Origin of the sequence: Adlercreutzia sp. ZJ242, from assembly GCF_011038995.1 — a bacterium.
Taxonomy (GTDB): Bacteria; Actinomycetota; Coriobacteriia; order Coriobacteriales; family Eggerthellaceae; genus CAAEEV01.
Map to the genome: position 1 here is coordinate 1 of NZ_JAAKEE010000004.1, position 22,658 is coordinate 22,658.

The following is a 22,658-nucleotide window of genomic DNA, read 5'->3' on the forward strand; positions in this document are numbered from 1 at the left end:
GCCCGCGTGCGCCTGCGCGCCGCTGGGCACCCGCGCGTGCCCGCGCGCATTGCGCGCCCGCGCGCCGCCGGGCGGCATCCGAGCATCATCCGAAGGAGTTTGACCCATGGAGCGAATCGCCAGCTTTTCCGTTGACCACACCGTGCTCGAGCCGGGCGTGTACGTGTCGCGCAGCGACGCGGACGCCGCCACCGGCTGCGTGACCACCACGTTCGACCTGCGCATGACCGCGCCGAACCGCGAGCCGGTGATGGACACCGCCGCCGTGCACGCGCTCGAGCACCTCGGCGCCACCTTCCTGCGCAACGACGCCGAATGGGCCGACCGCGTGGTCTACTTCGGGCCCATGGGCTGCCGCACGGGCTTCTACCTGGTGGTGTTCGGCGCGTGCGAGCCCGCTGACGTCGCCGACTTGGTGCTGCGCCTGTTCACGTTCGCGCGCGACTTCGAGGGCGAGATCCCCGGCGCGCGCCCCGAGGAGTGCGGCAACTACCACGACTCCGACCTCGCGCAGGCGAAGTGGTGGGCGCGCCGCTACGTGGCCGAGACGCTCGAGGTGCTCGACGAGGCGCACACCGCCTACCCCGCGCTGCTCGACTAGCGCAGAAGGCGGATGCGGCAGGCGCGGCAGGCAGAAGGATGGTCGAGCGCGGGCGAGGGCGCAGGCGCGCATGATGCGCGGCCTTGCGCCCGGACGCGGAAGGAGAACGGCATGACGGTGAAGGTCGGCGTCATCGGCGCCATGGACGTCGAGGTGGAGGCCTTGTGCCGCGCGCTCGGTGACGCGCGCGTCACCACCTGCGCGAACATGGACTTCCACGAGGGGGTCGTCGGGAGCACGCCCGCCGTGGTGGTGCGGTGCAACGTGGGGATGGTGAACGCCGCCGTGTGCGCGCAGGTGCTCATCGGCCGCTTCGGCGTCACGCACGTGGTGAACACCGGCGTGGCCGGCTCGCTCGACGCGGCGATCGACATCGGCGACGTGGTGGTGGCGACCGACGCCGTGAACCACCTGATGGACGTCTGCAACCTCGGGTACGCGCCCGGGCAGACGCCGGGGCTTGACGCGCTCGCGTTCCCCTGCGACGCGCGCCTGCGCGAGCGGCTCGCCGACGCGGTGCGCGCGACGTGCCGCGTCGGCGTGCACGAGGGGCGCGTGGCCTCCGGCGACCGCTTCGTGCGCGACGCCGAGGAGAAGGCCCGCATCCGCGCCGCGTTCGGCGCCGCGTGCTGCGAGATGGAGGGCGCCGCCATCGCGCAGGCGTGCTGGCTGGGCGGCGTGCCGTGCGGCATCGTGCGCGCCATATCCGACAAGGCCGACGGGTCGGACGCCGTGGACTACCCCGTCTTCGAGGCGCGCGCCGCCGCCGACTGCGCCGCCATCGTGCGGCAGCTGCTCGAGAGCTGGGAGTAGCGGCCCACGCGGCACGAGCGCGCGTGCCGTGAAGCCCCGAGGCCCCGAAGCGCGCCCTGGGCCGGGACGGCCCGCGGCGCGCTAGTACGGCTCGTCGAGGTCGGCGTGAGCCCAGGCGTCGGCGTCGAGCCCGAAGAACTTGCCCGCGCGGAAGCGATCGAGCGCCACGAGCGCGATCATGCCCGCATTGTCGCCGCACGAGTGCAGAGGCGGCATGACCAGCCGCACCCGCATCTTCGCGCACAGCTCCTCGTAGGCCGCGCGCAGCACGGGGTTGGCCGCCACGCCGCCGCCGAGGCAGAACGTGCGCGCGCCCGTCTCCTCGAGCGCCCGCCGCGCCTTCGCCACCTGCACGTCGACGACCGCCTGCTGGAAGCTCGCGCAGACGTCGGGCACGCTGAGCTCGCGCCCGGCCGCGCGCTCTTGGTTGACGTAGGTGACGACCGCGGTCTTGAGGCCCGAGAGCGAGAAGCGCAGGTCGCCCGAGTGCATCATGGCGCGCGGGAACGCGATGGCGTCCGGGTCGCCGTCCTTCGCGTAGCGCGAGATCACGGGGCCGCCGGGATATCCCAGCCCGAGCGCCTTCGCCACCTTGTCGAACGCCTCGCCCACCGCGTCGTCGATGGTGGCGCCGAGCGTGACGTAGTCGCCCCAGCCGCGCATGTGCACGAGCAGGGTGTTGCCGCCCGACACGAGCGACACCACCGCAGGCGGCGCGAAGTCAGGCGCGCCCACCTTGTTCGCGTAGAGGTGGCCCTCGAGGTGGTGCACGCCGACGAAGGGCACGTCAGCCGCCCACGCCGCGCCCTTCGCGAACGCCACGCCCACCACGAGCGCGCCCACGAGCCCCGGCGCGTAGGTGACCGCCACGGCGTCGAGGTCGCGCCAGCGCAGGCTGCCCGGCGCGCCGCCGAGGCGGGCGGCCGCCACGTCGAGGCACTCGTCGCACACGCCGCAGACGGCCTCGATGTGCTTGCGGCTCGCGATCTCGGGCACCACGCCGCCGAAGCGCGCATGGAAGTCGATCTGCGAGGCCACCACGTCGGAGAGCAGCACGCCGTCCCCGTTGACGACGGCGGCGGCCGTCTCGTCGCAGGAGGACTCGATGGCGAGGATGAGCGGGCGGACGGGCTCGGAAGCCGCGGAAGCGCCTGCGCCTGAGGCGCTTTCGGCCTCCGCGCCTGCGCTGCCCGCGCCCGCGTCCCCGCACGCGGCGTCCCCATCATCGAAGCGCTGCAGCTCCATGCCCGCGACGTCCTTGCGCGCGGCGGGCAGCGTCTCCGCCTTCATGATGAGGGCGTCCTCGCCGTCGGAGTAGTAGCGCGGGCGCACGCCGAGGCTTTCGTAGCCGAGCGCCGCGTAGAGCGCCTGCGCGCCCGCGTTCGCCGCGCGCACCTCGAGCGAGCTCGTGCGCGCGCCCAGGTTGCGCGCGTCGGCGGCCACGCGCGCGACGAGCTCGGCGGCGATGCCGCGGCGGCGGTGCTCGGGCGCGGTTCCCACCTTGAGGATCTGCACGTCGCCGTCGACCACCCAGCCGCCCGCATAGCCCACGAGCGGCGCGTCAGGCGGAAGCGGCATGGCGGGGTCGGCCGCGAAGGCCGCCCACCACACGCGGTCAGCGCGGCCCAGCTCGTCGGCCACGAGCGCCTCGCTCCACGCGTCAGACCCCATGATGCGCGCCTCGAGCGCCGCCACGTCGGCCACGTGCGCCGCGTCGAGCGGCTTGTAGGCGATGCCCTCGCCGTTCGCGCGCGCGTTGGCGATGGCCGTGTCGTTCATGGTGACGTGCTTGCTGCCGCGCGCGCCGGCGAGCGCCTGGTCCGCGCGCGCGAGGCGCGCGCGCTCAGCCTCCTCGGCGTCCGACAGGCGCGTGTACACCGGCAGCGCGAACGCCGGGTCGTGCCGGCGCGCGTCGAGGGGGTCCGCCTCGCCGGCGCGCCACGCCGCCTGCAGCGCCAGCAGCAGGCCCGCGCCCGTCGGCGTCCACTGGTCCTCGGGCAGCAGCGCACCGCACGCCGAGAACGAATCGGCGTACTTCTTGAGCGCGTCCCCCGTGATGAGCAGCTGGTCTGAGGGGGAAGCGGAGGAGGCGGGGCGGGGCTCACCAAGCGAGTTCCGCAGCGAAGCGAGGACTGTCTGAGCGACTGAGTCCTGCCCCGCCTCCGCAGCGTCGGGAGCCGTTGAGAGTTCGGGGCTGCTCACCAAGCGAGTTCCGCACGAGCCGGAAGCGCCGGCGGCGCTTCCGAGCGAGCCAGGACTGTCCGAGCGACTGAGCTGCCCCGAGCCCTCGACGGCGGCGGGAGCGACAGCGTACTCCCGCGCGCACAGCTCCGCCTTCACCACGCGATCCTCGCCAAGGCGCACCACGCCCGCGTCGCTCACGTCGAACTCAACCGGGTACACCTCCTTGCGCATGGCGTCAGCCGCCACGAGCAGGTGCCCGCGCACGCCCGCGCCCCACGCGCCCCACGCCACCGCGTCGAGCGTCGAGACGCCCACGAGGCCCACCTCGAGCGCGCTCGCGATGCCCTTGGCCGTGGCCATGGCGATGCGCACGCCCGTGAACGAGCCCGGGCCGCGCCCCACCGCCACGCACGCGACGTCTCCGCGCGCCACGCCCGCGTCCCGAAGCAGCGCGTCGATGCGCGGCAGAAGCTGCGTGTTCGACGCGCGCCGCGCCGCCACCTCGACAGCCGCGACGAGCGCGACCGAGCGCGCGGCCGCGTCAAGCGCGCCCACGCCGATGGAGATCACCTCGTTGGCCGTGTCAAACGCCAACACGTATTGTGCCTGCACTTTCGCAAACCTCCGTAAAGCACGTCTCGCACGGGCGCCGCCTTGCTTACCAAGACGGCGCCATGATATACTGAGCTACGCCAGCAAAGCCCGCGTTTCGTTGACAGGGTACGGGCGGCGCGGTGTTTTCGAATCAAGGGGTCGGTTGCAGTCGACCCCTTCTGCTTCTCCCGCTCACCATCCGATCACTTATTTTTCCGTCGTTCGAGCAACAAGGGCAGCAGCGAGGCAAGCGCCGCAACCCATGCCGGTAACCCGTAGAGCACGAAGTTCAGAATTTCTTTCAGCATAAGGCGACTCCTCTCTCGAGAGGCACCGCCCGTGTCGGACTTTGCTGGCGTTGTGCATTCTAGCAGATGCGGCGAAGGGGCCGCTTGGGTCAGCGGGCGCCCCCCGCCGTCTTCGAGAGGCGCGACCGCGAGTCGCTCGCCCACACGAACAGCAGCTGGCGCGCGCGGGCGCCGCAGGAGTGCGCGCGCACGATGCGCTGGCCCGCCGCGTCGACGGCTATGGTGATCTCGAGGTAGTCGCAGGGCAGCTCGTCGGGGAACTTCTCGGCCCACTCCACGAACGTCGCGCCGTCGGAGTCGCCGTCGATGAGCGCGTAGTAGTCGATGTCCTCGAGCTCGCTCGCATCATCGAGGCGGTACAGGTCGAGGTGGTGCAGCGGGATGCGCCCCTCGTCGTAGGTGAGCAGGATGTTGAAGGTGGGGCTGGTCACCGGGGAGGTGACGCCGAGCGCCGCCGCCACGCCCTGCACGAACTGCGTCTTGCCCGCGCCGAGGTCGCCGTTCAGCACCACCACGTCACCCTCGTGCAGAAACGGCGCGAGGGTGGAGGCCAGCTGCTTGGTCGCCTCAGCCGAGCCGGTCTTGCGCAGATATGTGAGTCCACTCGCCATGTCATCATCATACGCCAAAGCGCGACGGCACGCAGGCTCGCGGTACCCACCGCATGGGAAAATGCGCGAACTTACGCCTTTGCCGCCTTCCCCTCCGCCTTCTTCGCCTTCTTCGTGCCGTGGCAGGCGTACATCACCACGCCCACGAGCACGCCGCCCACGATGTTGCCGAGCGTGACGGGGACGAGGTTCGCCGTGACGAACGTGCCGAAGTCGAGCACGGCGGTGTTGATGCCCGCGTCGACGATCATCTGCGTGTAGGCGGGGTTCAGGTACGCGAAGATGCCCGCCGGGATGTAGTACATGTTGGCCACGCAGTGCTCGAAGCCCGCCAGCACGAACCCCATGACGGGAACGTAGAGCCCCATCATGCGCCCCGCCGCGTCCTGGGCGGCGTTGCCCAAATACACCGCGATGCACACCATGAGGTTGCAGAAGATGCCGAGCACGAACGCGTTGCCCCACGGCAGCGCGTCCTTGCTCGCCGCCACCTTCGCCGTGTAGACCGCCAGATCGCCGCCGCCGATGTTGAGCTGCCCGAAGAACGCCATGAGCGCCGCGAGCGCCACCGCGCCCACGAGGTTGCCCACGTACACGATCGCCCAGTTGCGCGCGAGGCGCCCCCAGCTGATCCGCCCGTCGAGCGCCGCCGTCACCATGAGGGCGTTGCCCGTGAACAGCTCGGTGCCCAAAAGCACCACCATGATGAGCCCCATGGGGAAGATGAGCCCCGACACCAGACGCACGAGGCCCGCGTTGTCGAGCGCATGCGCCGCCGTGGAGGAGGTGACCGCGCCCAGCCCGATGAGCAGGCCCGCGGCCACGCCCAGCACGAGCAGGCGCCACGCGGGAGAGGCCGCCTTGCCGACCGAGGCGCTCATGTAGTTGTCAGTGATCTCAGTGGGGGTGAACAGGGGCATGGCTATCCTTCCGCGATCTTTTCCGCTGCTTGCACGACATGCGCCATGGTGACGCTCGTGGTCACCGATCCGAGGCCGCCCGGCACGGGCGTGATGGAGCCCGCATCTCCGAGCACGGGCCCTGCGGCGTCGAAGTCGACGTCGCCGCACAGGGCGCCCTGCGCGTCGAAGTTGATGCCCACGTCGAGCACCGTCTGGCCGGGTCTGAAGTACGCTGCGCCGAACGCGCGCGGGCGCCCCGTGGCGCAGACCACGACGTCGGCCAGGCGCGTGAGGGACTCGAGGTCCTCGGTCTTCGAGTGGCACAGCGTCACGCTCGCGTTGCGGCCGAGCAGCATCATGGCCACCGGCCGGCCGATGACGAGGCTGCGCCCCACCACCACCACGTGCTTGCCCTCCACGGGGACGCCGTAGTGGTCGAGCACCTCGAGGCACGCCTGCGCCGTGGCGGGCGGGAAGCCCTGCGGAGTTCCGGCGAACACGCCCGCGAGCGACGAGCTCGTGATCCCGTCGACGTCCTTCGCGGGAAGCAGCAGGTCGCAGGCGCGCGCCTCGTCGATGTGCGACGGGAGCGGGCGGAACATGAGGCAGCCGTGGACGGAGGCGTCGGCGTTCACGGCCTCGATGGCGCGCGCGAGCTCGTCGAAGGGCGCGTCGGCGGCCAGCGCGAGCGAGCGCACGCCGATGCCGAGGCCCGCGGCGCGCTTGGCGGCCGTGCGCTCGTAGGAGAGGTCGTCGGGACGCTCGCCCATGCGAACGACGGCGAGCGTGGGGGTGATGCCGCGCGCGGCAAGCGACGCCACGCGCGGCGCCAGATCATCCTCCAGGGAATCTACGACCTCCCTGCCGGCAAGCAACCTCACCATCAAACCCCCTCTTTTCCGCCATCTCAGAAGATCGGTCTATCTTAGATGATAAGCGAGGACAATGCGACGGCAGTATGCCCGTCGGCTCGCCAAACCCCGCGAAGCTCCATGATCTTCAACATGCGGCAAGAGCCCCGAACAGCAGAGCGCGAGGACGAGGCGCGAGGATGCGAGGATGCGAGGCAGCAGGGCGCGAGGCCGCCCACCCCTTCCGCGCGCACGGCGAAGCCTCAGCCCCGCTCGCGTCCCTGCCTGGCAACTGCAGCCATGAGCTTGATGCGATTCACCTGGTTCACGCTGCTCGTGCCTGGGTCGAACTCCACGGTGGCTATGTTCGCGCCCGAGCCGTAACGACGAAGGCGGCGCAGGACCCCGCGCCCGACCACGTGCCCCGAAAGGCAGCCGAACACGCTCGCGTAGACGATGTCAGTGACGCCCTCGTCGATGAGAATGCTCATCCAACCCGCAAAAGACCAGCCCAGACCATGAGTGAGCAGCTCGGGGACGAAGCGCAGCCCCGCGCTTCTCGCCCGCTCGTAGGTTACGGCGTGCGGAATGACGCGCAGCCCCTCGCTCGCGCACGCACACAGGCCATCCACCTCCTCGAGGAACGTCCCCTCTGCGCCTTGGGCATGAAGAGCATAGCTTACCAGGCCTGACAGGTACGGAGCCACCACTTCGCAGCCCTCCTCCTCGAGCACCTGGAGCAAGCCCCCGTTGACGGACGGGCAGAACAGCGCCGCCGCCGTCCCCGCAACGCCGACGCGCGGCTTGGAGAGGCGGGCCGTCGGCAGAAGCCGCGCCGCCTCGTCGTCGAGATTGCGCATGAAGCTCCTCGCGTCGAACGGCTCTCCCGAACGCAGCATCTCCAAAACCCTGCCGCGCCAGCTCTCGGAAAGCGCGTCGAAATAGGGCACCTGCGGCCCCTCCAAGTGGGGGCGCATGCGCAGCCGAAGCTGAAGCAGCAGGTCACCCGCCATGAGGGCATGTGCAAGGCAGCGCTGCTCAGCAGAGGAGGCGCCGCGGAGGAGCTCGTTGAAGTCATGCAGCGTGATCCCTGGCAACCCCGCTTCGCGCAAGCCGCGCTCCACGAAGAAGGGGATGTCCTTGCAGCGGCATCCCGGGCACAGCATCGGCACGCACACGTCAGCCGACTCGCCGGGGATGCCCGCGCCCGCTTGCGCCTGCACGGCGCGATGAGCCTGTGCCACGGCCACGACGGCCGTGAAGCACGCGTCATTGTTCACCAGCGACAGTCCCTGGCGAATCGCGTCAGCGTCCGCCTCCGTCGGAAAATGCGCACCCAAGCCGGCGCCTTGCGCCGCCGCAGAGAGGAACCCCCCGTGCCAATCGGACGGAAGGGGAATGATCAGACGCTCTCTCATCGAAGACCCCTTGCTCTCTCGTCTGCCATGCCGCCCCGCAGCTCACGCGTCCTGAGGCCGATGATGCCCGCCTGTGCCGCCGCCAGCGACCTTATGCGAATGCGCACCGCCGCAAGATCGCACATCTCGTCGATCTTGAGCATCGTCATCATCTTCCCGGACGCCCGCAGGACGTCCCTCACCTTGTCAGACGCCGCGGCATCCAAGCCGCAGCCGAACGAGCACAGCTCAACCAGCTCGAGCTCGTCGTGACGCGCGACGAGCTGCGCCGCCGCCAGCAGCCGGTCAGGATACTCCCACAAGCGCTCCCCCGCGCCAGGCGCCTGCCGAGCACCGAGGCAGTCGTCAGTCAGCACCGCGTACCCGCACGATCGCAAGAGCCCCGGAATGCCATGGTGAACCGCCGGGTCAACGTGATAGGGACGGCCCGCCAGCACAATGCCGCGCGCGCCTGACGCGGCGATCTGCTCCAAGGCGCGCGCGCCCTCCGCCCGCAGGGCGCGCCTGAAAGCGCTCTGCGCGGCACGTCCTGCCCGTACCGCCACGTCGACCTCAGCACGCGTGACGTCAGGCCACGCCGACGCAAGCGACGCGCGAACGACTTCTGCGAGCGCTGCGGCCGCATCCGGGAAATCATCCCGCGCGTCCCCCAGCAGACACGCGACCTGCGGCATGACGAAGCGGACCTTCTGCCGATCCGCCGTGCTCACGTTCTCCGCGAGCACGAGGCCGTAGCCCGCCGCCACCGGGCAGGCAGACCTCGGCATGCTCACGCCGTCCACAAGGGGCAGAAAGACGGTGTCCACCCCGCGGTCGATCAGGTCGAGCAGCTGACCGTGGGCGAGCTTCGCCGGATAGCACACCGACTCAGACGGTATAGTCTCCAAAGCCCGGCCTCGCAGCTCGCCGCAAGACAGCACGACGCGGAACCCAAGCGCCGACAGGAGCGCATGCCAGAACGGATACGTCTCGTACATGTCGAGGGCGCGCACCACGCCGATCTCCCCGCGTCGCGCGTCGCTCAGCTCAAGCGAGGGACGATCGAACAGGGCGTGATAGCGCCAGTCGAACAGATCAGGTAGCGTCCTCGTGCTCGACGCCCCCGCACGCATCCCCCCAGGATGCGCTTGCTCGCCCGCACCGCGCTCGCAGCGGTTTCCCACCGTGAAGGTTCGCCTCTCCCCCGCATCAGAGAACGTCGTGACCATGAGCGTGCAGGCGTTTGGGCAGCGACGGCACGTCACCGTCTTTCCAGCGCAGGAAAGCCCCCTCATGCGCTCGCGCGAAAGCAGCGCCGACGTCGACTGGCCGCGCCCGCGCTCCCGCGCGATGAGCGCAGCGCCGTATGCCCCCATGTAGGCGGCGATGTCCGGTCGGTGCACCGTGCGACCGCATACGCGCTCGAAGGCCCGCAGCACTGCGTCGTTGGAGAACGTCCCGCCCTGCACCACGATGCTCTCGCCCAAGGCGGACGCGTCGCGTACGCGCATGACCTTCTCGAGCGCGTTTCTCACCACGGAGTACGCGAGCCCTGCCGATATGTCCCCCGTGCTCGCGCCTTCCTTCTGCGCATGCCGCACGCGCGAGGTCATGAACACCGTGCAACGCGTCCCCAGGTCAACGGGGTTCTCAGCCGTAAGCGCCGCGTTGACGAAGCGATCGAGCCGCACGTTCATCGACCACGCCATCCCCGAGAGCAGCGCCCCGCATCCGCTCGAGCACGCCTCGTTCAAGACCACGTCGTCAACCGCCCCGTCGCGCAGGTAGACGCACTTGATGTCCTGACCGCCGATGTCCAAGATGAAGTCCACGTCAGGAACAAGCTCGAGTGCCGCGCGCACATGGGAGACCGTCTCCACCTCGCCCGAGTCGAACGAGAACGCCTGCTTGAGGTATCCCTCGCCATATCCCGTGACGCAAGCGTGCGCGATAGTGATAGCCGGGTTGCCGTCATGCAGGCGCGGAAGGCGCTTCCACAGGTCGGACAGCATGTCACGCGCCACTTCCATGAGATTTCCCGCCGAACGCTCGTACCCGGTGCGCAAGATGCGACCGTCCTCGGAGACCAGCGCGTACTTGATCGCCTCCGACCCCGAGTCCACGCCCAGAAAAGCGCGCCCCTCATAGCTTGCCAGGCCAGCGCGAGGTGCGCGGCAGCGCGCATGCTCGTCTGCGAAACGGCGATGCTCGTCACGCGAGGCGAACAGGGGCTCGAGGCGCGAGAGGGTGGCGCCGTCATCCCAGGAAACGCCCTCCAGCTGATCCAGCAGCTGCGCCAGCGTGCAGGACGATTCGCCGCGAGCCTCGAAAGCAGCTCCTTGGGCGACGAACAGGTGTCCTTCGGCGGGCACCAGCATGTCCTCGTCGGAAAGCCCCAGGCGCTCCTTGAACCGCCCGCGCAAGTACGATAGGAAATGAAGCGGCCCGCCGAGCAGGGCGACCTTGCCCGTGATGGGCCGCCCGCATGCCAGCCCGGCTATGCACTGGACAGACACCGCGTCGAAGACCGAGCCGGCGATGTCCTCGCGCGAGACGCCCTCGTTCAACAAGGGCCTCACGTCCATCTGCGCAAACACCGCGCACCGCGAGGCGATGGGGTGGATGGTGGCGCATCCGTGCGCCAGGTGGTTGAGCTTCTCGGCGTTGACGTCCAGCATGCCCGCTATGGTGTCGATGAAGCCGCCTGTGCCTCCTGCGCACGTGCTGTTCATGCGCAGCTCCTCGCCGTCGGACAGAAAGAGGATCTTGGAGTCCTCCCCGCCGATCTCAATGGCAACGTCGGCTTCAGGGATGAGGCGCTCAAGCGCCCGGCGGCAGGCGACGACCTCCTGCGTGAACGGAAGGCCCAGTGCGCCCGCCAGCTGCATGCCCGCCGAGCCGGTAACGCCCACCGCGAACAGCTCGCTCGGGTAGCGTCGCATGGCGTTGCGCACCACGTAGGAGAGTGTCTCCCTCACGTTGGAGAGGTGTCGATCGTAGCTTGAGTACAACAGTTCTCCATCATCGTCTTGTACGACGATCTTGATGGTCTTCGACCCGATGTCGATACCCATGCGAAGCGGCGTTGCGCCGGAGCCCTCCTTGCTTGAGACGCCCATGGAACTTATCCCTGCTCCCAAGGGTAGACAGGCCGCGGCGTCTGATTCGCCTCACGACGCTTTTTTGCCGCCGCCGCAAGCGCGATGATCTGCTCATGCTCAACCTTCTTCTTCGCAAGGTAGGCCTGCTTGGCACGGGAGCGCATCGCATCGGTGATGGGCTCGCCGCAGTTCGGACAAGCGTCATCGAGCAGGTTAATGTCGCCGCCGCACACGGCGCACGTCGAGCGCTTGTCGTAGCACTTCCCGCAACGGGAGCAGTCGGTGCAGGAAAACGTCATGGCACTTCCCTCCTAGCGAAAGGCGGACCGGGGCTTCACGCCCCGGCCCGCCAAGCTCAACTCAAAGCCTCAGACGCCAAACCTAGCGATATACCGCCAAGTGACCCTCAGTCTCATCTGCCAGCTTGTTGATCTCGTCAAGCTCGCCAACATGCAGCGCATGGGAGATGCAGATGGCGGCGCAGGGAGCGTTGCCTTCCTCCTTCTCCAGGCAGTACGCGCACTTGTCGAGGCGGTACGGATACGGCGACATGAACATCTCGTGACGGCCGTCAACCACATCAGGCTTCCCGAGGAACACGCGCATGTACGTGTCGGTCACAGGCAGGTCGTAGTAGTTCTGGCACGCCAGCTGGCACGCCGAGCATCCCACGCAGTAGTCAAGCTCTACGAGCACTCCAATTTTCTTTGCCATGATCAATCCCTTCGTTACTCACTCGCGTCAGATTCAGCGAATCAAATTAAAACTCGTTCACCTTGGAAACCTTGCACAGCATGCTGCGCATGGGCGCGGCGCCGAAGCCCGGGTCAGATCCTTCCGCAGTGCACAGAACGTTGGGGTTGGCCTGATCCCAGCTGAAGCCAGGAAGGTTGAGCTCATCACAGGCATGCTTGTAGTTCGGGCGGCACATGGAGGCTGCGCCCTTGATGACGCCCTTGGAGATGCGGGCCTTCGCGCGGATCTTGCCGCGGCGGGTCTCGACCCACAGCCACTCGCCCTCGGAGATCTGGCGCTCGCGCGCATCCTCGTCATTGAGCTCGACGTAAGGCCAGGGCTCCAAGATGCGCTGGTGCGCGATGTTGGTCCATGCAGAGTGGTAGAACGCGTAGTCACGCGCGCCGGTGGTCAGGCACAGGTCAAACTCCTTGTACACCTCTGGCGTCTGATACGGGCTCTCAAACGGCTCGCTGTAGCTCGGCAGCGGGGAGTTGTAGCCGTACGAGGGCATCTGCTCGGAGTACACCTCGATGCGGCCCGTCGGCGTCTGGAACTTGACCAGGCCCTTCTCATGCTGCCTGGTAGTGCGGTTCTCACCGCCGTACTCGATGAAGTAGCCGATCTCGGCGGCCTTCTCGTAGTCGGTGATGGGTTCCTTGCCGTTGGGGATCAGGTGGAACTCGTTCAGGCGCCACAGCTGCATCTCCTCGGAGCTCTCCCATGGCCACAGGTCGGGAGCGAAGCGCTTGCCCAGCTCGCGCTGGAAGTCCCAGTCGTCGCGCGCCTCACCAGGAGGAAGCACGGCCTTCTGCGGGATGATGAACGGGCAGGGCTCGGGGTAGAGTTCCTCGTCGAACACGCCGACGCGCTCAGACCAGTGGGCAGCCGGCAGGACGATGTCGGCGATCTCGTTGCCCGGGGTCATGAAGTAGTCCATGTCGACGTTCAGCTCCAGAACGTCGCCCGTGAGCGCCTTGTGGATCTTCTGCGAGTCCTCGAAGCAGCCCAGCGGGTCGTTCGCGACCGAGATCATGACCTTGGCCGGCCACGGCTCGCCCGTGATCATGGACTCCCATACGTCGTTGGGGATGTTGGCGTTGCCGTAGACCTGCGTGTACATGGGATGCTTGTCGTAGCCCAGGCGCAGCTTCGGGGGAACGCGGTCGTACGCGGTGATCTTCGGGTCGAGCATGAACTCCCAGAAGGTGTTGAAGTAGATGCCGCCTTTGTCGTCCAGCGGCGGGTTGAGCAGCAGCTGGAGGATGGTGATGGCGCGGCCGGACTGCAGCGCGTTGGAGGTCATCATGCAGGCGCCCAGGTAGGCGGTCAGAAGCGACGGCTTGTCGTCGGCAGGGTTGGTGATGATGTCGAACATCTGCAGGATCTTCTCGACCGGGGTCCAGGTGACGGAGGACACCTTCTCGGGCGTCCACACGGCGATCTCGTCCTTGTAGGTCTCGAGGCCGGTCTTGCAGGTCATCTTCGAGCCGTCCTTGAGCGTCACCTCGAAGGCGCCCATGAGCGCAGGGCGCACGTCCTCGCGGTTGAAGCTCTCGGTCTCGGGATGCCAGATGGCGATGTCGTTCGCGTTCTCATCCCACACCACGTAGCGCTCGTCAGAGCCGTCCTCGGAAAGCTCGGCCTCACGCAGCATCATGCGAGCGTCGGCGTTGATGAGGAACGGGGCGTTGGTCCACTTGATGAGCATCTCGTGAGCACGCTCGAACTTGCCGCTCGTGAACATGAGGTTGGCGAGGCCCATGGCCAGCGCGCCGTCGGTGCCGGGGCGAACCGGGACCCACAGGTCGGCCTTCGCGCCGATGTCGCGGAACACCGGGTCCACCACCACGACGTGGGCGCCGTTGCGCTTGGCGTCCATGATGCGCAGGCCGGAGTACTGGCGCGAGCGGATGGGGTTGGTGCCCCACATGACGATGGAGCCGGCGTTGCGATAGTCGCACGCCTCGTGGGGATGGAACATGCGACCCCAGGTCACATGCGTCTGAGCCAAGTTGGGGAGCAGGCAGACATGGGTCGGCCACACCTTGCCGCCGCCGTTCCAGGAGTTGTTCAGGCGGTCGAGGAAGTGGTTGGAGCCACGGCCGGTGCCCTGGGAGATGATGACGGACTGCGGGCCGTACTCGTCGATGACCTTGCGCACCTTCGCCTCGATGAGGTCGATGGCCTCGTCCCACGTGATGCGCTCCCACTCGTCCTTGCCGCGGTTCTCGGTGTGAGGCTCGTCGACCGACCAGGTCTTGCGCTTCATGGGGTACTTCAGGCGATCGGGATGGGCGTGGATCTCGGGAGCCGAGAACGCCTTCACGCACAGGATGCCGTCGTTGACCGGGCAGTCCGGATCGCCCTCAACGCGCGTGATCTCGTTGTTGTCATTCACGGTGAGAATGACGCCGCACTTCGAATGGCAATCGAAGCACACGGTACGTACTTTCTTCTCCATTGCTGTCCTCTCTTCTCTCTATTGGACCCTGCGTGCCTCCTGCGCACGCAGGTAGTTCCCCCTGCTGCGAACGCGCTCCCCAACGAGCCCCTCGGGGAGCGCCGCGCACATGCGCTAGCGTGCCGCCAGCGCCTTTGCCTCCAAGACGCCTCGCTAGAACGTCTTGTCCTTGGTCTCAGGGCCGAACAGGAACACCAGCAGGCCGGGGATGATGACCATGGCGGCTGCGATGTACATGGTGGTGTACACGCCGAAGCTGGTCATGACGCCCGCCAGGATGATGGGTCCCAAGATGGAGCCCATGCGGCCCCAGGACGTCGCCAGGCCGTTGCCCGTAGTGCGAATGTTGGTCTCGTACAACTCTGGCGTGTACAGAGCCATCATCATGGCGTTGAGGTACTTGCCGAACTGATACAGGATGCCCGTGATGATCAGCATGACCAACGTGGTGGACGCACCGTAGGCGATGCCGAAGATCGACGTGCACAAACCGGCGATGAGGAACGTCTTCTTGCGCCCGAGCTTCTTGGCAGACCATGTTGCGAAGAACCATGCCGGGATGCCGCCCAGGATGCCGATGGTCACGAACCCAGTGGACTGGACGACGTCGAAGCCCTTCTCCATGAGGATGGTGGTGAGCCACGTAGTCAGGCCGTAGTCGCTGAACATGCTGATGAACCACACGAAGAAGCACAGAACGGTGACCCTCAGGTACTTCGGGCTGAACAGGTCCTTGAACGACGCCTTCTTATCGGTGCGCTCGATGCGAACCGGCTCGGGCAGCTCCTTGTGGCGGGCGATGGCCTCCTGCTCGAACTTCGTGCAGATGGCATCAGCCTCGTCGTATCGCCCCTTCGCCTCAAGCCACAGGGGCGACTCGGGGCACGTCTTGATGATGCCGATGATGAACAGCGCCGGGAGCGCCTCAGCCAGGTACACGCCGCGCCAGTCGAAGTGCGGCAGGATGAGCACGGTGAGCACGCCGGCCACCGCGAAACCGATGGGCGTCATGAGCTGGTAGAGCGTCATGTACTTCGGACGCTCGGCACCCGAGACGATCTCGGAGAGATAGCTGAGGGCCACGGGGAACTGCCCGCCCAAGCCAACGCCCAGAATGAAGCGCATGGTGAACAGGTAGTAGATGTTGGGCGAGAACACCAGGGCGAACCCGGCAATACCCCAGAGGAGCATGGCGCCGACGATGGTCTTCTTGCGGCCGATGCGGTCAGCGATGCGGCCGGCGCCGATGGCACCGATGAACATGCCCAAGAAGCAGATTGACGAGTAGTAGCCGCCCGTCGTGGCATCCATTTCGAAGTATTCGCGAATGGTCGGCATCAAGAAGCTCGTTCCGCCCAGGTCGATGGTTTCGGCAAACCACCCCATGAGCACGAAGAAGATGATGACGACCGTATGCGGAGACGTCGGGATGCGGTTCATTCGATCTGCGATTGTGTACTCAGGCTTAGCCTGAGCTGCACCAGAAGCGTTTGGCATTTCAACCCCCTTAAGAATGTGAGCCTTTCCCCCTGAAAGGCATGCCTGAACAAATGGTGGGCTGCCTGCATCCAGGCGTGTTCCCCCTCTCGCTCTAGCCCCCTTCAAACGCTCTGGGAAAACCTTACGATGGGCAAGGCGGGCAGGTCGATCAGCAGGATGTTTAAGCGCTTCAACAGACCGTAGTGATGACAGCTTGAGCTGGTGCTTTGCAAGCTCTTACACGTGCTGGAGCACGCGAAGAGCCCAGCGCGAGGCGCGGCCTTACCGCCCTTGCGCAAGTTCAAACGTGCCCGCGAAGCGACCACGCTCGGCGCCTTCGCGCACGCGCTTCTTCATGAACGAGATGACCTCTTGGACGCGCGGCGACTCCCCGTCAACACGCGGCACCAACACGCCGAACTCCGTGCTGAAGAACCCCCGCGTGGGAACGGTTCTGATGCGGTCAGGCAAGACGCCCACACCCTCGATGAGCTTGGGGGCGAAGCTTATGAACTGGTTCTCCATGATGCGCGCGTAGATGACGGGCGTGGCGTTCGTCACCGTCTTGACGCACTCCTCCCGTATGTAGTCATCGAGCGCGTCGCCGAGCACCGTGTCCTGGTAACGCGCCACCGAGCAGCCGTCGACGTCGCCTGGCACGATCTCAGACTTGCCGGCCAGAGGGGAGTAGGCTGACACGAGGGCGACGAGCGGCGACGTGAACAGCGCCTCGTACTCCATGTCGCTCTCCTCCATCAGCTTTTGCACGAACCCCCAGTACTTCTCGATGGCGGGTATCGAGATGAACCCGAAGGAATCCTCGCCGCCGCGAGCGACGATATGGGGAACCACACGGTAGACGTTCGACTCCTTGAACTTGACGTTGAACGGGAACTGCCCCGGCTTCTGGATGTCGAGGAACGTGGCGACGTACTGCGACACGCACGGCGTCACCGTAACCCTGACCGTTTCATGGCGCGCACCTCCCCCGATCTCCGCGAGACGGTATCCGGCGAGCGTCCCCTTGACGCGCTCCAGCGCGTCAATGACGCCGTCAACCTGCCGGCTCAACTCGCGTCCCGCCGGCGTGAGCGATATGACGTTGTTCCGATACGAGGTGAGCGTCACGCCGAAGTCCTTCTCGAGCTGGTGAATCGCCCGGCTGACGCCTTGGGGCGTCATATAGAAGTTTGTCGCGGTCTTGGAAATGGAAAGTGTCTCGGAAAAATCCTTGAAGTAGTACAGATACTCAACATGCATGATTCCCCCCTGGTCCAAGATGGATCCGTGCCTTGAATCACCCTTCGATGCTGTCTTCAACCCCTCAAGTCTGCCTGCCCCCACGTCACCGAACGCACGACAATGCCGCTTGGCGTTGAAACGCCAAGCGGCCCATGCATAGAGCGTCCGCCTTGCGGCCGCCACCCTGGTATGTTGCCTCCCCCTATGCTTTGGGAGCCGAAGGCGGCTGTGGGCCCTTCGGGGCACCAGGCATGGCAGGAGCTGGGGCTCCGGGCGAGGCCGGAGCGCCTGCCTCGGGAAGCGGCGCCTTGCAGAACGGGCAGACGACGGGGCGGAAATTGGGCGACACGATCTTCTTGCCGCACTCGGGACAGATAAGCGGGCCCGACGTCGTATCAGGTGGTCTGAAACACATACGATCTCCTCCTTCATGAAGCCGTTACACAGCAAGCCGAAGCAGCGCCTCCGTTCGCTGCGCCGTTTACGGTAGCCCCATGTTACGAACCGCCTCTCCCCTACACAACGAACTAACGGTAGGGGTGCGCGCAACCAATCGTTGAAAGCGCTCGAAAACGTTTGCCGATAGCCTGGTAATGCCAAAGAAAGATGCCGTTGAGGGGGTTCGCCATGGCTGAAAACGCTGATCTGAAAGTAGCACAGATAAGACGGAAGAGGGTCGCTTATCTGGCCGTGTCCACCGTCTCGCTTCTCTTCCTCGGCCTCATATACGCGTTCTCCCTATTCTCCGCGCCCATGTGCGCCACGTTCGAACTCGAGAAGAACGACGTGAGCCTCACGTTCAACATCATGATGATGGCGTTTTGCGTGGGCGCCGTCATCGGCTCGCAAATCGAGAAGGTCGTCGGGGTCAGGGGCTCCATCATATGCGCGGGGATCATGTTTCTCGTGGGGTTCGCCGGAACGGGGCTCTTCGGCTACGGCAGCATCATGGCGGTCTACCTGCTCTACGGCGTATGCGGCGGCATGGGCGTGGGCATCGGGTACAACTCCATCATCGCCACCACCAACGTGTGGTTTCCCGACAAGGTGGGCTTCTCATCCGGCGTGCTCATGATGGGGTTCGGCGTCTCCGCGCTGCTCGTCGGCAACCTGTCCCTGAGCTTCGTCGCATCAGCGGGGCTCACCCCCGTGCTCATAGCGCTCGGCATAGCGACGTTCGCGGTTGCGTTAGCCTGCGCATTCATACTCAAACGTCCGCCGGAGAACATCATAGAGATCATGACGGGCAAGGAAGCCGTCACCACTGGCGACGACCCCGCTGACAACGACAAGCCCCTCTCCACTCCTTCGTTCTATGTGTACTGGATCTGGGCCATCATCGTCATCGCCATCGGCCTTGCCACCATCGGAAGCTGCGCGTCTGACGCTCAGCTGGTCGGCCTCGACACGGCGTTCGCCACCATGCTCGTAGGGGTCGTCTCCACGGCGAACGGCCTGGCACGCATCGTCATGGGCGTCGTGTACGACAAGACCAACGTCAAGGTCACCATGGCCGTCAACGCCGGCGTGGCCGTCATCGCCGCAGGCGGCATCTTCGTCGCGTTCGCCACTGGCATGGGCGTCTTCTACGTGATCGGAGCGGTGTGCTGCGGCTTCTGCTACGGCACCGTCCCTGTCGCCACCTCGGCGTTCTCCCGCCAACGCTTTGGCTCGAAGAACTACCCGCTCAACCTTTCCATCGCGAACCTCGCCATCTTGTTCGGCTCGCTCCTCAACATCGCCGTGCAGGCGGCCGTCGGCGGCGCCGAGAACCGCCTGGGCGTATTTGCAGCACTGCTCGCACTGTCCGCCATCGCACTCGCCGACGTCATCCCCTTCTCCAAGATGTGGAACCGCGACATGAAGCGACTCGATGAGGCAAGGACGCAGGCGAACTGAGCGACGCTCAGGTCGCGGCGCCGCCGAGCTCGTCGAGCACGAAGGCGTACACCGCGTCGGCGAGGCGCGTGCCTTCGTCGACGAGCCGCTCAGCCTGCGCGCGGTATGCTTCCGCACGCGCGACGTCGGCCATCGACCCCGCGTTGATGAGCACGTTCAAGCTCGCACCCTGGAGCGCCGCCTTCGCGAAGAGCGCGGAGACGCCCGCGTCCGACACCGCCATGCGGCTGCCGCAGCGCGCCATGAAGTCGCACTCGCGCAGCACCTCGACGCACGCGCGCATGATCTCGAGCGGCACCTCGGTCGCGCCGACGAGCGCCTCCTGCAGCGCGTCCTCCTTGGCCGCGCGCTCGTCGGGCGTCTCGCGCGGCATGCGATAGGCCGCCGCCAGCGGCTCGAAGGCGCGCGCGTCCTCGTCGACGAGCGCGACCAGGCGCTCCCGCAACGTGGCCAAGCATCCCAGCGACGAGAGCACCTCGCCCTCGACGTCGGCGTAGCGAGCCTTCCCCACCGTGAGGTTGCCCACCATGGAGGCGAGCGCCGAGGCGAGCGCCCCGCAGCAGGCGCAAGCCCCGCCCCCGCCGGGAACGGGAGCGGAGCTCGCCAGCTCGTCGATGAAAGCAGCATCCAACATGGAGTTCCGCTCCTTCTGCACAGCCAATCTGGACAGCGCCAGGCGACCGTGCTACTATGCGAGTTAGAGGCGCCCCGCCAGTCCGGGCAGCGTCGTTTGAGTGAAGCCCCGTCAGTGTCCAAACTTAGCGGGGCTTTTTCACGTCAAAGCGAAACCGTGCGCCATACCACCCCGAAAAAGATTAGAACAACCCGGAGATCTTGCCGGTCTCGTCCACGTCGATCTTGAACGCGGCGGGCGTCTTGCCGAGGCCCGGCATGGTCATGATGGAGCCCGTGAGCGCCACCACGAAGCCGGCGCCCGCGCTCACCTTCACCTGGCGCACCGTGATCTGGAAGTCACGCGGCGCGCCGAGCTTGGCCTGGTCGTCGGAGAACGAGTACTGCGTCTTGGCCATGCACACGGGCATGCCGCCGAAGCCGAGCTTCTCGAGCTGCGCGAGCTCCTTCTTCGCGCTCGGCTCGAACACCACGCCGTCGGCATGGTACACGCGCTGCGCGATGGCCTCGATCTTCTCCGCCAGCGTGAGCTCGTCGCCGTAGGCGAACTCGAAGGTGTCGGCGCTGCGCCCCTCGGCGTCGCCCTCGGCGCACAGGCGCACCACCTCGTCGGCGAGCGCGAGGCCGCCCTCGCCGCCGCGCGCCCACACCTCGGACAGCGCCACGTTCACGCCCAGCTCGCGGCACTTGGCCTCCACCAGGTCGAGCTCGGCCTTCGTGTCCGTGGGGAACGCGTTGATCGCCACCACGCAGGGCAGGTTGTACACCTTCGTGATGTTCTCCACGTGCTGCAGCAGGTTCGGCAGGCCCGCCTCGAGCGCCTCGAGGTTCTCCTCGTTGAGGTCGGCCTTCGGCACGCCGCCGTGGTTCTTGAGCGCGCGCACCGTGGCGACCACCACCACGGCGTCGGGCTTGAGGCCCGCCAGGCGGCACTTGATGTCGAGGAACTTCTCCGCGCCCAGGTCGGCGCCGAATCCGGCCTCGGTCACGCAGTAGTCGCCGAGCGCCATGGCCATGCGCGTGGCCATGATGGAGTTGCAGCCGTGCGCGATGTTGGCGAAGGGGCCGCCGTGAACGAACGCCGGCGTGCCCTCGAGGGTCTGCACGAGGTTCGGCTTGAGGGCGTCCTTCAGAAGCGCGGTCATGGCGCCTTCCGCATGCAGGTCGTGCGCGGTGACGGGCTGGTCATCATAGGTGTAGCCCACCACGATGCGGCCGAGGCGCTCCTTGAGGTCGGTGATGGAGGTGGCGAGGCAGAAGATGGCCATGACCTCGGAGGCCACCGTGATGTCGAAGCCGTCCTCGCGCGGCACGCCGTGGGCCTTGCCGCCGAGGCCGTCCACGATGTTGCGCAGCTGGCGGTCGTTCATGTCCACCACGCGCTTCCACGTGATCTTGCGCACGTCGATGCCCAGCTCGTTGCCGTTGTGGATGTGCGCGTCCAGAAGCGCGGCCAGCAGGTTGTTCGCCGCGCCGATGGCGTGGAAGTCGCCCGTGAAGTGCAGGTTGATGTCCTCCATGGGGACCACCTGGGCGTACCCGCCGCCCGCGGCGCCGCCCTTGATGCCGAACACGGGGCCGAGCGACGGCTCGCGCAGCGCCACCATGACGTTCTTGCCGCGGCGCGCCAGCGCGTCGGCCAGGCCCACCGTGGTGGTGGTCTTGCCCTCGCCCGCCGGCGTGGGGTTGATGGCCGTCACCAGGATGAGCTTGCCGGGCGCATGCTCCTCCTCGCGCAGCAGGTTGTAGTCAACCTTGGCCTTGTAGTTTCCGTAGCACTCAAGGTACTTCTCGCTGATGCCGGCCTTTTTGGCAATCTCGCCGATGCGCTCCGGGTGCGCTGCTTGGGCAATTTCAATGTCGGTCAACACGTCGGGCCCGCTTTCTCCTCATGACGCACGCCGTCGCGCCTCGCCGCGCGACGCACCGCGCCTCGTTTGCCAGAATGAGCTCATTTTAGCGGGCTTGGCAGGCGGTTTCCACGTTGAGCGCGCCAAGGGCGCGAGAAGCCAGACTGGTGGCGAGCAGCCTCAGTCCCTCCAGCGTGAGCTCGGGCAGCACCTCGGTGATCTCGCTCGAGTGCGCGGCCACGAGCGCCGAGAGCCCTCCGGTGGCCACCACCGGGCACGTGCGGCCCAGCTCGGCGAAGATGCGGCGCACCAGGCCGTCCACGCGGTCGGCCTCGCCGAGCACGATGCCCGCCTGCACGGCCTCCTCGGTGCTTTTGCCGACGGCGGCCGGAGGCGCTGCGAGGTCGATGGTCGACAGGCGCGTGGCGTGCGAGAACAAGGCGCTTGCGCTCGTCTCCACGCCCGGGGCGATGATGCCGCCCAAAAAGCTCCCGTCCTCGTCGACGACCTCGATGTTGGTGGCGGTGCCGAAGTCGACCACCACCACCGGCGCGCCGAAGAGGGCGCGCGCCGCCACGGCGTCGGCCACGCGGTCGGCGCCGATCTCGCGCGGGTTGGGGTACGCGCTCTTGAACAGGCCCGCCGCGCTGGCGGCCTCGGCCGTGCACAGGCGCGCCTCGACGCCCGCCAGCTCGCGCACCGCGTCCGACCAGGCGCGCGTGAGCGCCGGCACCACCGAGGCCATCGCCGCCGCGTCGACGTCATGCGCCGTGACGCCCGCGGCCGCCATGAGCGGCAGGAGCTTGGCGCGCACGTCGTCGGCCGCGTCGCGCTTGCTGGTGGCAACCCGCCACACCGCATGCGGCTCCACCTTGTCAAAGCCGCGGTAGACGCCCACCACGGTATGCGTGTTCCCCACGTCAATCGTAAGTAACATAATTATGACAAACGCCCTTAGCTTTCCGAAGTTGCCCGTTGCTTTCGCTATAGTGAT

General features: G+C 67.0%; 17 protein-coding genes. 3 read left to right on the top strand and 14 right to left on the bottom strand.

From position 1 onward, the window contains the following. Positions 1-106 precede the first annotated feature (106 nt). Positions 107-601, top strand: a complete 495-nt coding sequence (locus tag G7Y49_RS02055; RefSeq protein ID WP_165170755.1) for an S-ribosylhomocysteine lyase — start codon at positions 107-109, stop codon at positions 599-601. A 111-nt stretch (positions 602-712) separates the two neighbouring features. Continuing rightward, a complete protein-coding gene (locus G7Y49_RS02060; protein WP_165170757.1) occupies positions 713-1,414 on the top strand; it encodes a 5'-methylthioadenosine/adenosylhomocysteine nucleosidase in 702 nt (233 codons plus the stop codon). An 81-nt stretch (positions 1,415-1,495) separates the two neighbouring features. Here the strand turns inward: G7Y49_RS02060 and tsaD are convergent, their stop codons facing one another. The 11 genes from tsaD to G7Y49_RS02115 form a co-directional block, all read right to left on the bottom strand. After that, on the bottom strand, positions 1,496-4,195 hold the full coding sequence (tsaD, locus tag G7Y49_RS02065; RefSeq protein ID WP_241157222.1) for a tRNA (adenosine(37)-N6)-threonylcarbamoyltransferase complex transferase subunit TsaD: 2,700 nt from the start codon (positions 4,193-4,195) through the stop codon (positions 1,496-1,498). Positions 4,196-4,589: 394 nt separating this feature from the next. Then, positions 4,590-5,111, bottom strand: a complete 522-nt coding sequence (gene tsaE / locus G7Y49_RS02070; RefSeq protein ID WP_206214520.1) for a tRNA (adenosine(37)-N6)-threonylcarbamoyltransferase complex ATPase subunit type 1 TsaE — start codon at positions 5,109-5,111, stop codon at positions 4,590-4,592. 71 nt (positions 5,112-5,182) lie between these two features. Then, on the bottom strand, positions 5,183-6,031 hold the full coding sequence (locus tag G7Y49_RS02075; RefSeq protein ID WP_165170761.1) for a formate/nitrite transporter family protein: 849 nt from the start codon (positions 6,029-6,031) through the stop codon (positions 5,183-5,185). Positions 6,032-6,033: 2 nt separating this feature from the next. After that, entirely contained in the window at positions 6,034-6,897 is an 864-nt protein-coding gene (locus G7Y49_RS02080; RefSeq protein ID WP_165170763.1) for a bifunctional 5,10-methylenetetrahydrofolate dehydrogenase/5,10-methenyltetrahydrofolate cyclohydrolase, read from the bottom strand. Positions 6,898-7,127: 230 nt separating this feature from the next. Further along, positions 7,128-8,282 carry a hypothetical protein gene (locus G7Y49_RS02085; RefSeq protein WP_165170765.1) on the bottom strand — a complete coding sequence of 385 codons (1,155 nt, stop codon included), beginning with the start codon at positions 8,280-8,282 and terminating at the stop codon, positions 7,128-7,130. Next, positions 8,279-11,335, bottom strand: a complete 3,057-nt coding sequence (locus G7Y49_RS02090; RefSeq protein WP_206214521.1) for a BadF/BadG/BcrA/BcrD ATPase family protein — start codon at positions 11,333-11,335, stop codon at positions 8,279-8,281. Before G7Y49_RS02090 ends, G7Y49_RS02085 begins: the two co-directional genes overlap by 4 nt. 50 nt (positions 11,336-11,385) lie before the next feature. Beyond that, on the bottom strand, positions 11,386-11,661 hold the full coding sequence (locus G7Y49_RS02095; RefSeq protein ID WP_165170769.1) for a hypothetical protein: 276 nt from the start codon (positions 11,659-11,661) through the stop codon (positions 11,386-11,388). 82 nt (positions 11,662-11,743) lie between these two features. Continuing rightward, positions 11,744-12,076: a hypothetical protein gene (locus tag G7Y49_RS02100; RefSeq protein ID WP_165170771.1), complete on the bottom strand. Its 333-nt coding sequence runs from the start codon at positions 12,074-12,076 to the stop codon at positions 11,744-11,746. Positions 12,077-12,122: 46 nt separating this feature from the next. After that, positions 12,123-14,561 (bottom strand): molybdopterin-dependent oxidoreductase, encoded by a 2,439-nt coding sequence (locus G7Y49_RS02105; protein WP_165170773.1) that lies wholly within the window; start codon positions 14,559-14,561, stop codon positions 12,123-12,125. Positions 14,562-14,714: 153 nt separating this feature from the next. After that, positions 14,715-16,058, bottom strand: coding sequence for an MFS transporter (locus tag G7Y49_RS02110; RefSeq protein ID WP_165170775.1), 1,344 nt, complete (start codon positions 16,056-16,058; stop codon positions 14,715-14,717). 264 nt (positions 16,059-16,322) lie between these two features. After that, positions 16,323-17,714 carry a LysR family transcriptional regulator gene (locus G7Y49_RS02115; protein WP_370519565.1) on the bottom strand — a complete coding sequence of 464 codons (1,392 nt, stop codon included), beginning with the start codon at positions 17,712-17,714 and terminating at the stop codon, positions 16,323-16,325. A 195-nt stretch (positions 17,715-17,909) separates the two neighbouring features. Between G7Y49_RS02115 and G7Y49_RS02120 the strand changes: the two genes are divergently transcribed. Continuing rightward, a complete protein-coding gene (locus tag G7Y49_RS02120) occupies positions 17,910-19,181 on the top strand; it encodes an MFS transporter (protein WP_165170778.1) in 1,272 nt (423 codons plus the stop codon). A gap of 7 nt (positions 19,182-19,188) precedes the next feature. Here G7Y49_RS02120 and G7Y49_RS02125 read toward each other — a convergent pair whose 3' ends face one another. The 3 genes from G7Y49_RS02125 to G7Y49_RS02135 all read right to left on the bottom strand — a co-directional run bounded on the left by G7Y49_RS02125 (position 19,189) and on the right by G7Y49_RS02135 (position 22,601). Beyond that, positions 19,189-19,815, bottom strand: a complete 627-nt coding sequence (locus tag G7Y49_RS02125) for a cyclodeaminase/cyclohydrolase family protein (protein WP_241157223.1) — start codon at positions 19,813-19,815, stop codon at positions 19,189-19,191. A 181-nt stretch (positions 19,816-19,996) separates the two neighbouring features. After that, on the bottom strand, positions 19,997-21,685 hold the full coding sequence (locus G7Y49_RS02130) for a formate--tetrahydrofolate ligase (protein ID WP_165170780.1): 1,689 nt from the start codon (positions 21,683-21,685) through the stop codon (positions 19,997-19,999). Between the two features lie 85 nt (positions 21,686-21,770). After that, positions 21,771-22,601, bottom strand: coding sequence for a type III pantothenate kinase (locus tag G7Y49_RS02135; protein WP_165170782.1), 831 nt, complete (start codon positions 22,599-22,601; stop codon positions 21,771-21,773). Between the last annotated feature and the right edge of the window lie 57 nt (positions 22,602-22,658).

Bases quoted from the DNA above. Each gene is read 5' to 3' on its own strand.
- G7Y49_RS02100 (WP_165170771.1), bottom strand. From the start codon at position 12,076: ATGGCAAAGAAAATTGGAGTGCTCGTAGAGCTTGACTACTGCGTGGGA.
- G7Y49_RS02095 (WP_165170769.1), bottom strand. From the start codon at position 11,661: ATGACGTTTTCCTGCACCGACTGCTCCCGTTGCGGGAAGTGCTACGAC.
- G7Y49_RS02080 (WP_165170763.1), bottom strand. From the start codon at position 6,897: ATGGTGAGGTTGCTTGCCGGCAGGGAGGTCGTAGATTCCCTGGAGGAT.
- G7Y49_RS02105 (WP_165170773.1), bottom strand. From the start codon at position 14,561: ATGGAGAAGAAAGTACGTACCGTGTGCTTCGATTGCCATTCGAAGTGC.
- G7Y49_RS02085 (WP_165170765.1), bottom strand. From the start codon at position 8,282: ATGAGAGAGCGTCTGATCATTCCCCTTCCGTCCGATTGGCACGGGGGG.
- G7Y49_RS02060 (WP_165170757.1), top strand. From the start codon at position 713: ATGACGGTGAAGGTCGGCGTCATCGGCGCCATGGACGTCGAGGTGGAG.
- G7Y49_RS02055 (WP_165170755.1), top strand. From the start codon at position 107: ATGGAGCGAATCGCCAGCTTTTCCGTTGACCACACCGTGCTCGAGCCG.
- tsaE (WP_206214520.1), bottom strand. From the start codon at position 5,111: ATGGCGAGTGGACTCACATATCTGCGCAAGACCGGCTCGGCTGAGGCG.
- G7Y49_RS02115 (WP_370519565.1), bottom strand. From the start codon at position 17,714: ATGAAGGAGGAGATCGTATGTGTTTCAGACCACCTGATACGACGTCGG.
- G7Y49_RS02075 (WP_165170761.1), bottom strand. From the start codon at position 6,031: ATGCCCCTGTTCACCCCCACTGAGATCACTGACAACTACATGAGCGCC.
- G7Y49_RS02090 (WP_206214521.1), bottom strand. From the start codon at position 11,335: ATGGGTATCGACATCGGGTCGAAGACCATCAAGATCGTCGTACAAGAC.
- G7Y49_RS02125 (WP_241157223.1), bottom strand. From the start codon at position 19,815: ATGTTGGATGCTGCTTTCATCGACGAGCTGGCGAGCTCCGCTCCCGTT.
- G7Y49_RS02135 (WP_165170782.1), bottom strand. From the start codon at position 22,601: ATGTTACTTACGATTGACGTGGGGAACACGCATACCGTGGTGGGCGTC.
- G7Y49_RS02110 (WP_165170775.1), bottom strand. From the start codon at position 16,058: ATGCCAAACGCTTCTGGTGCAGCTCAGGCTAAGCCTGAGTACACAATC.
- G7Y49_RS02120 (WP_165170778.1), top strand. From the start codon at position 17,910: ATGGCTGAAAACGCTGATCTGAAAGTAGCACAGATAAGACGGAAGAGG.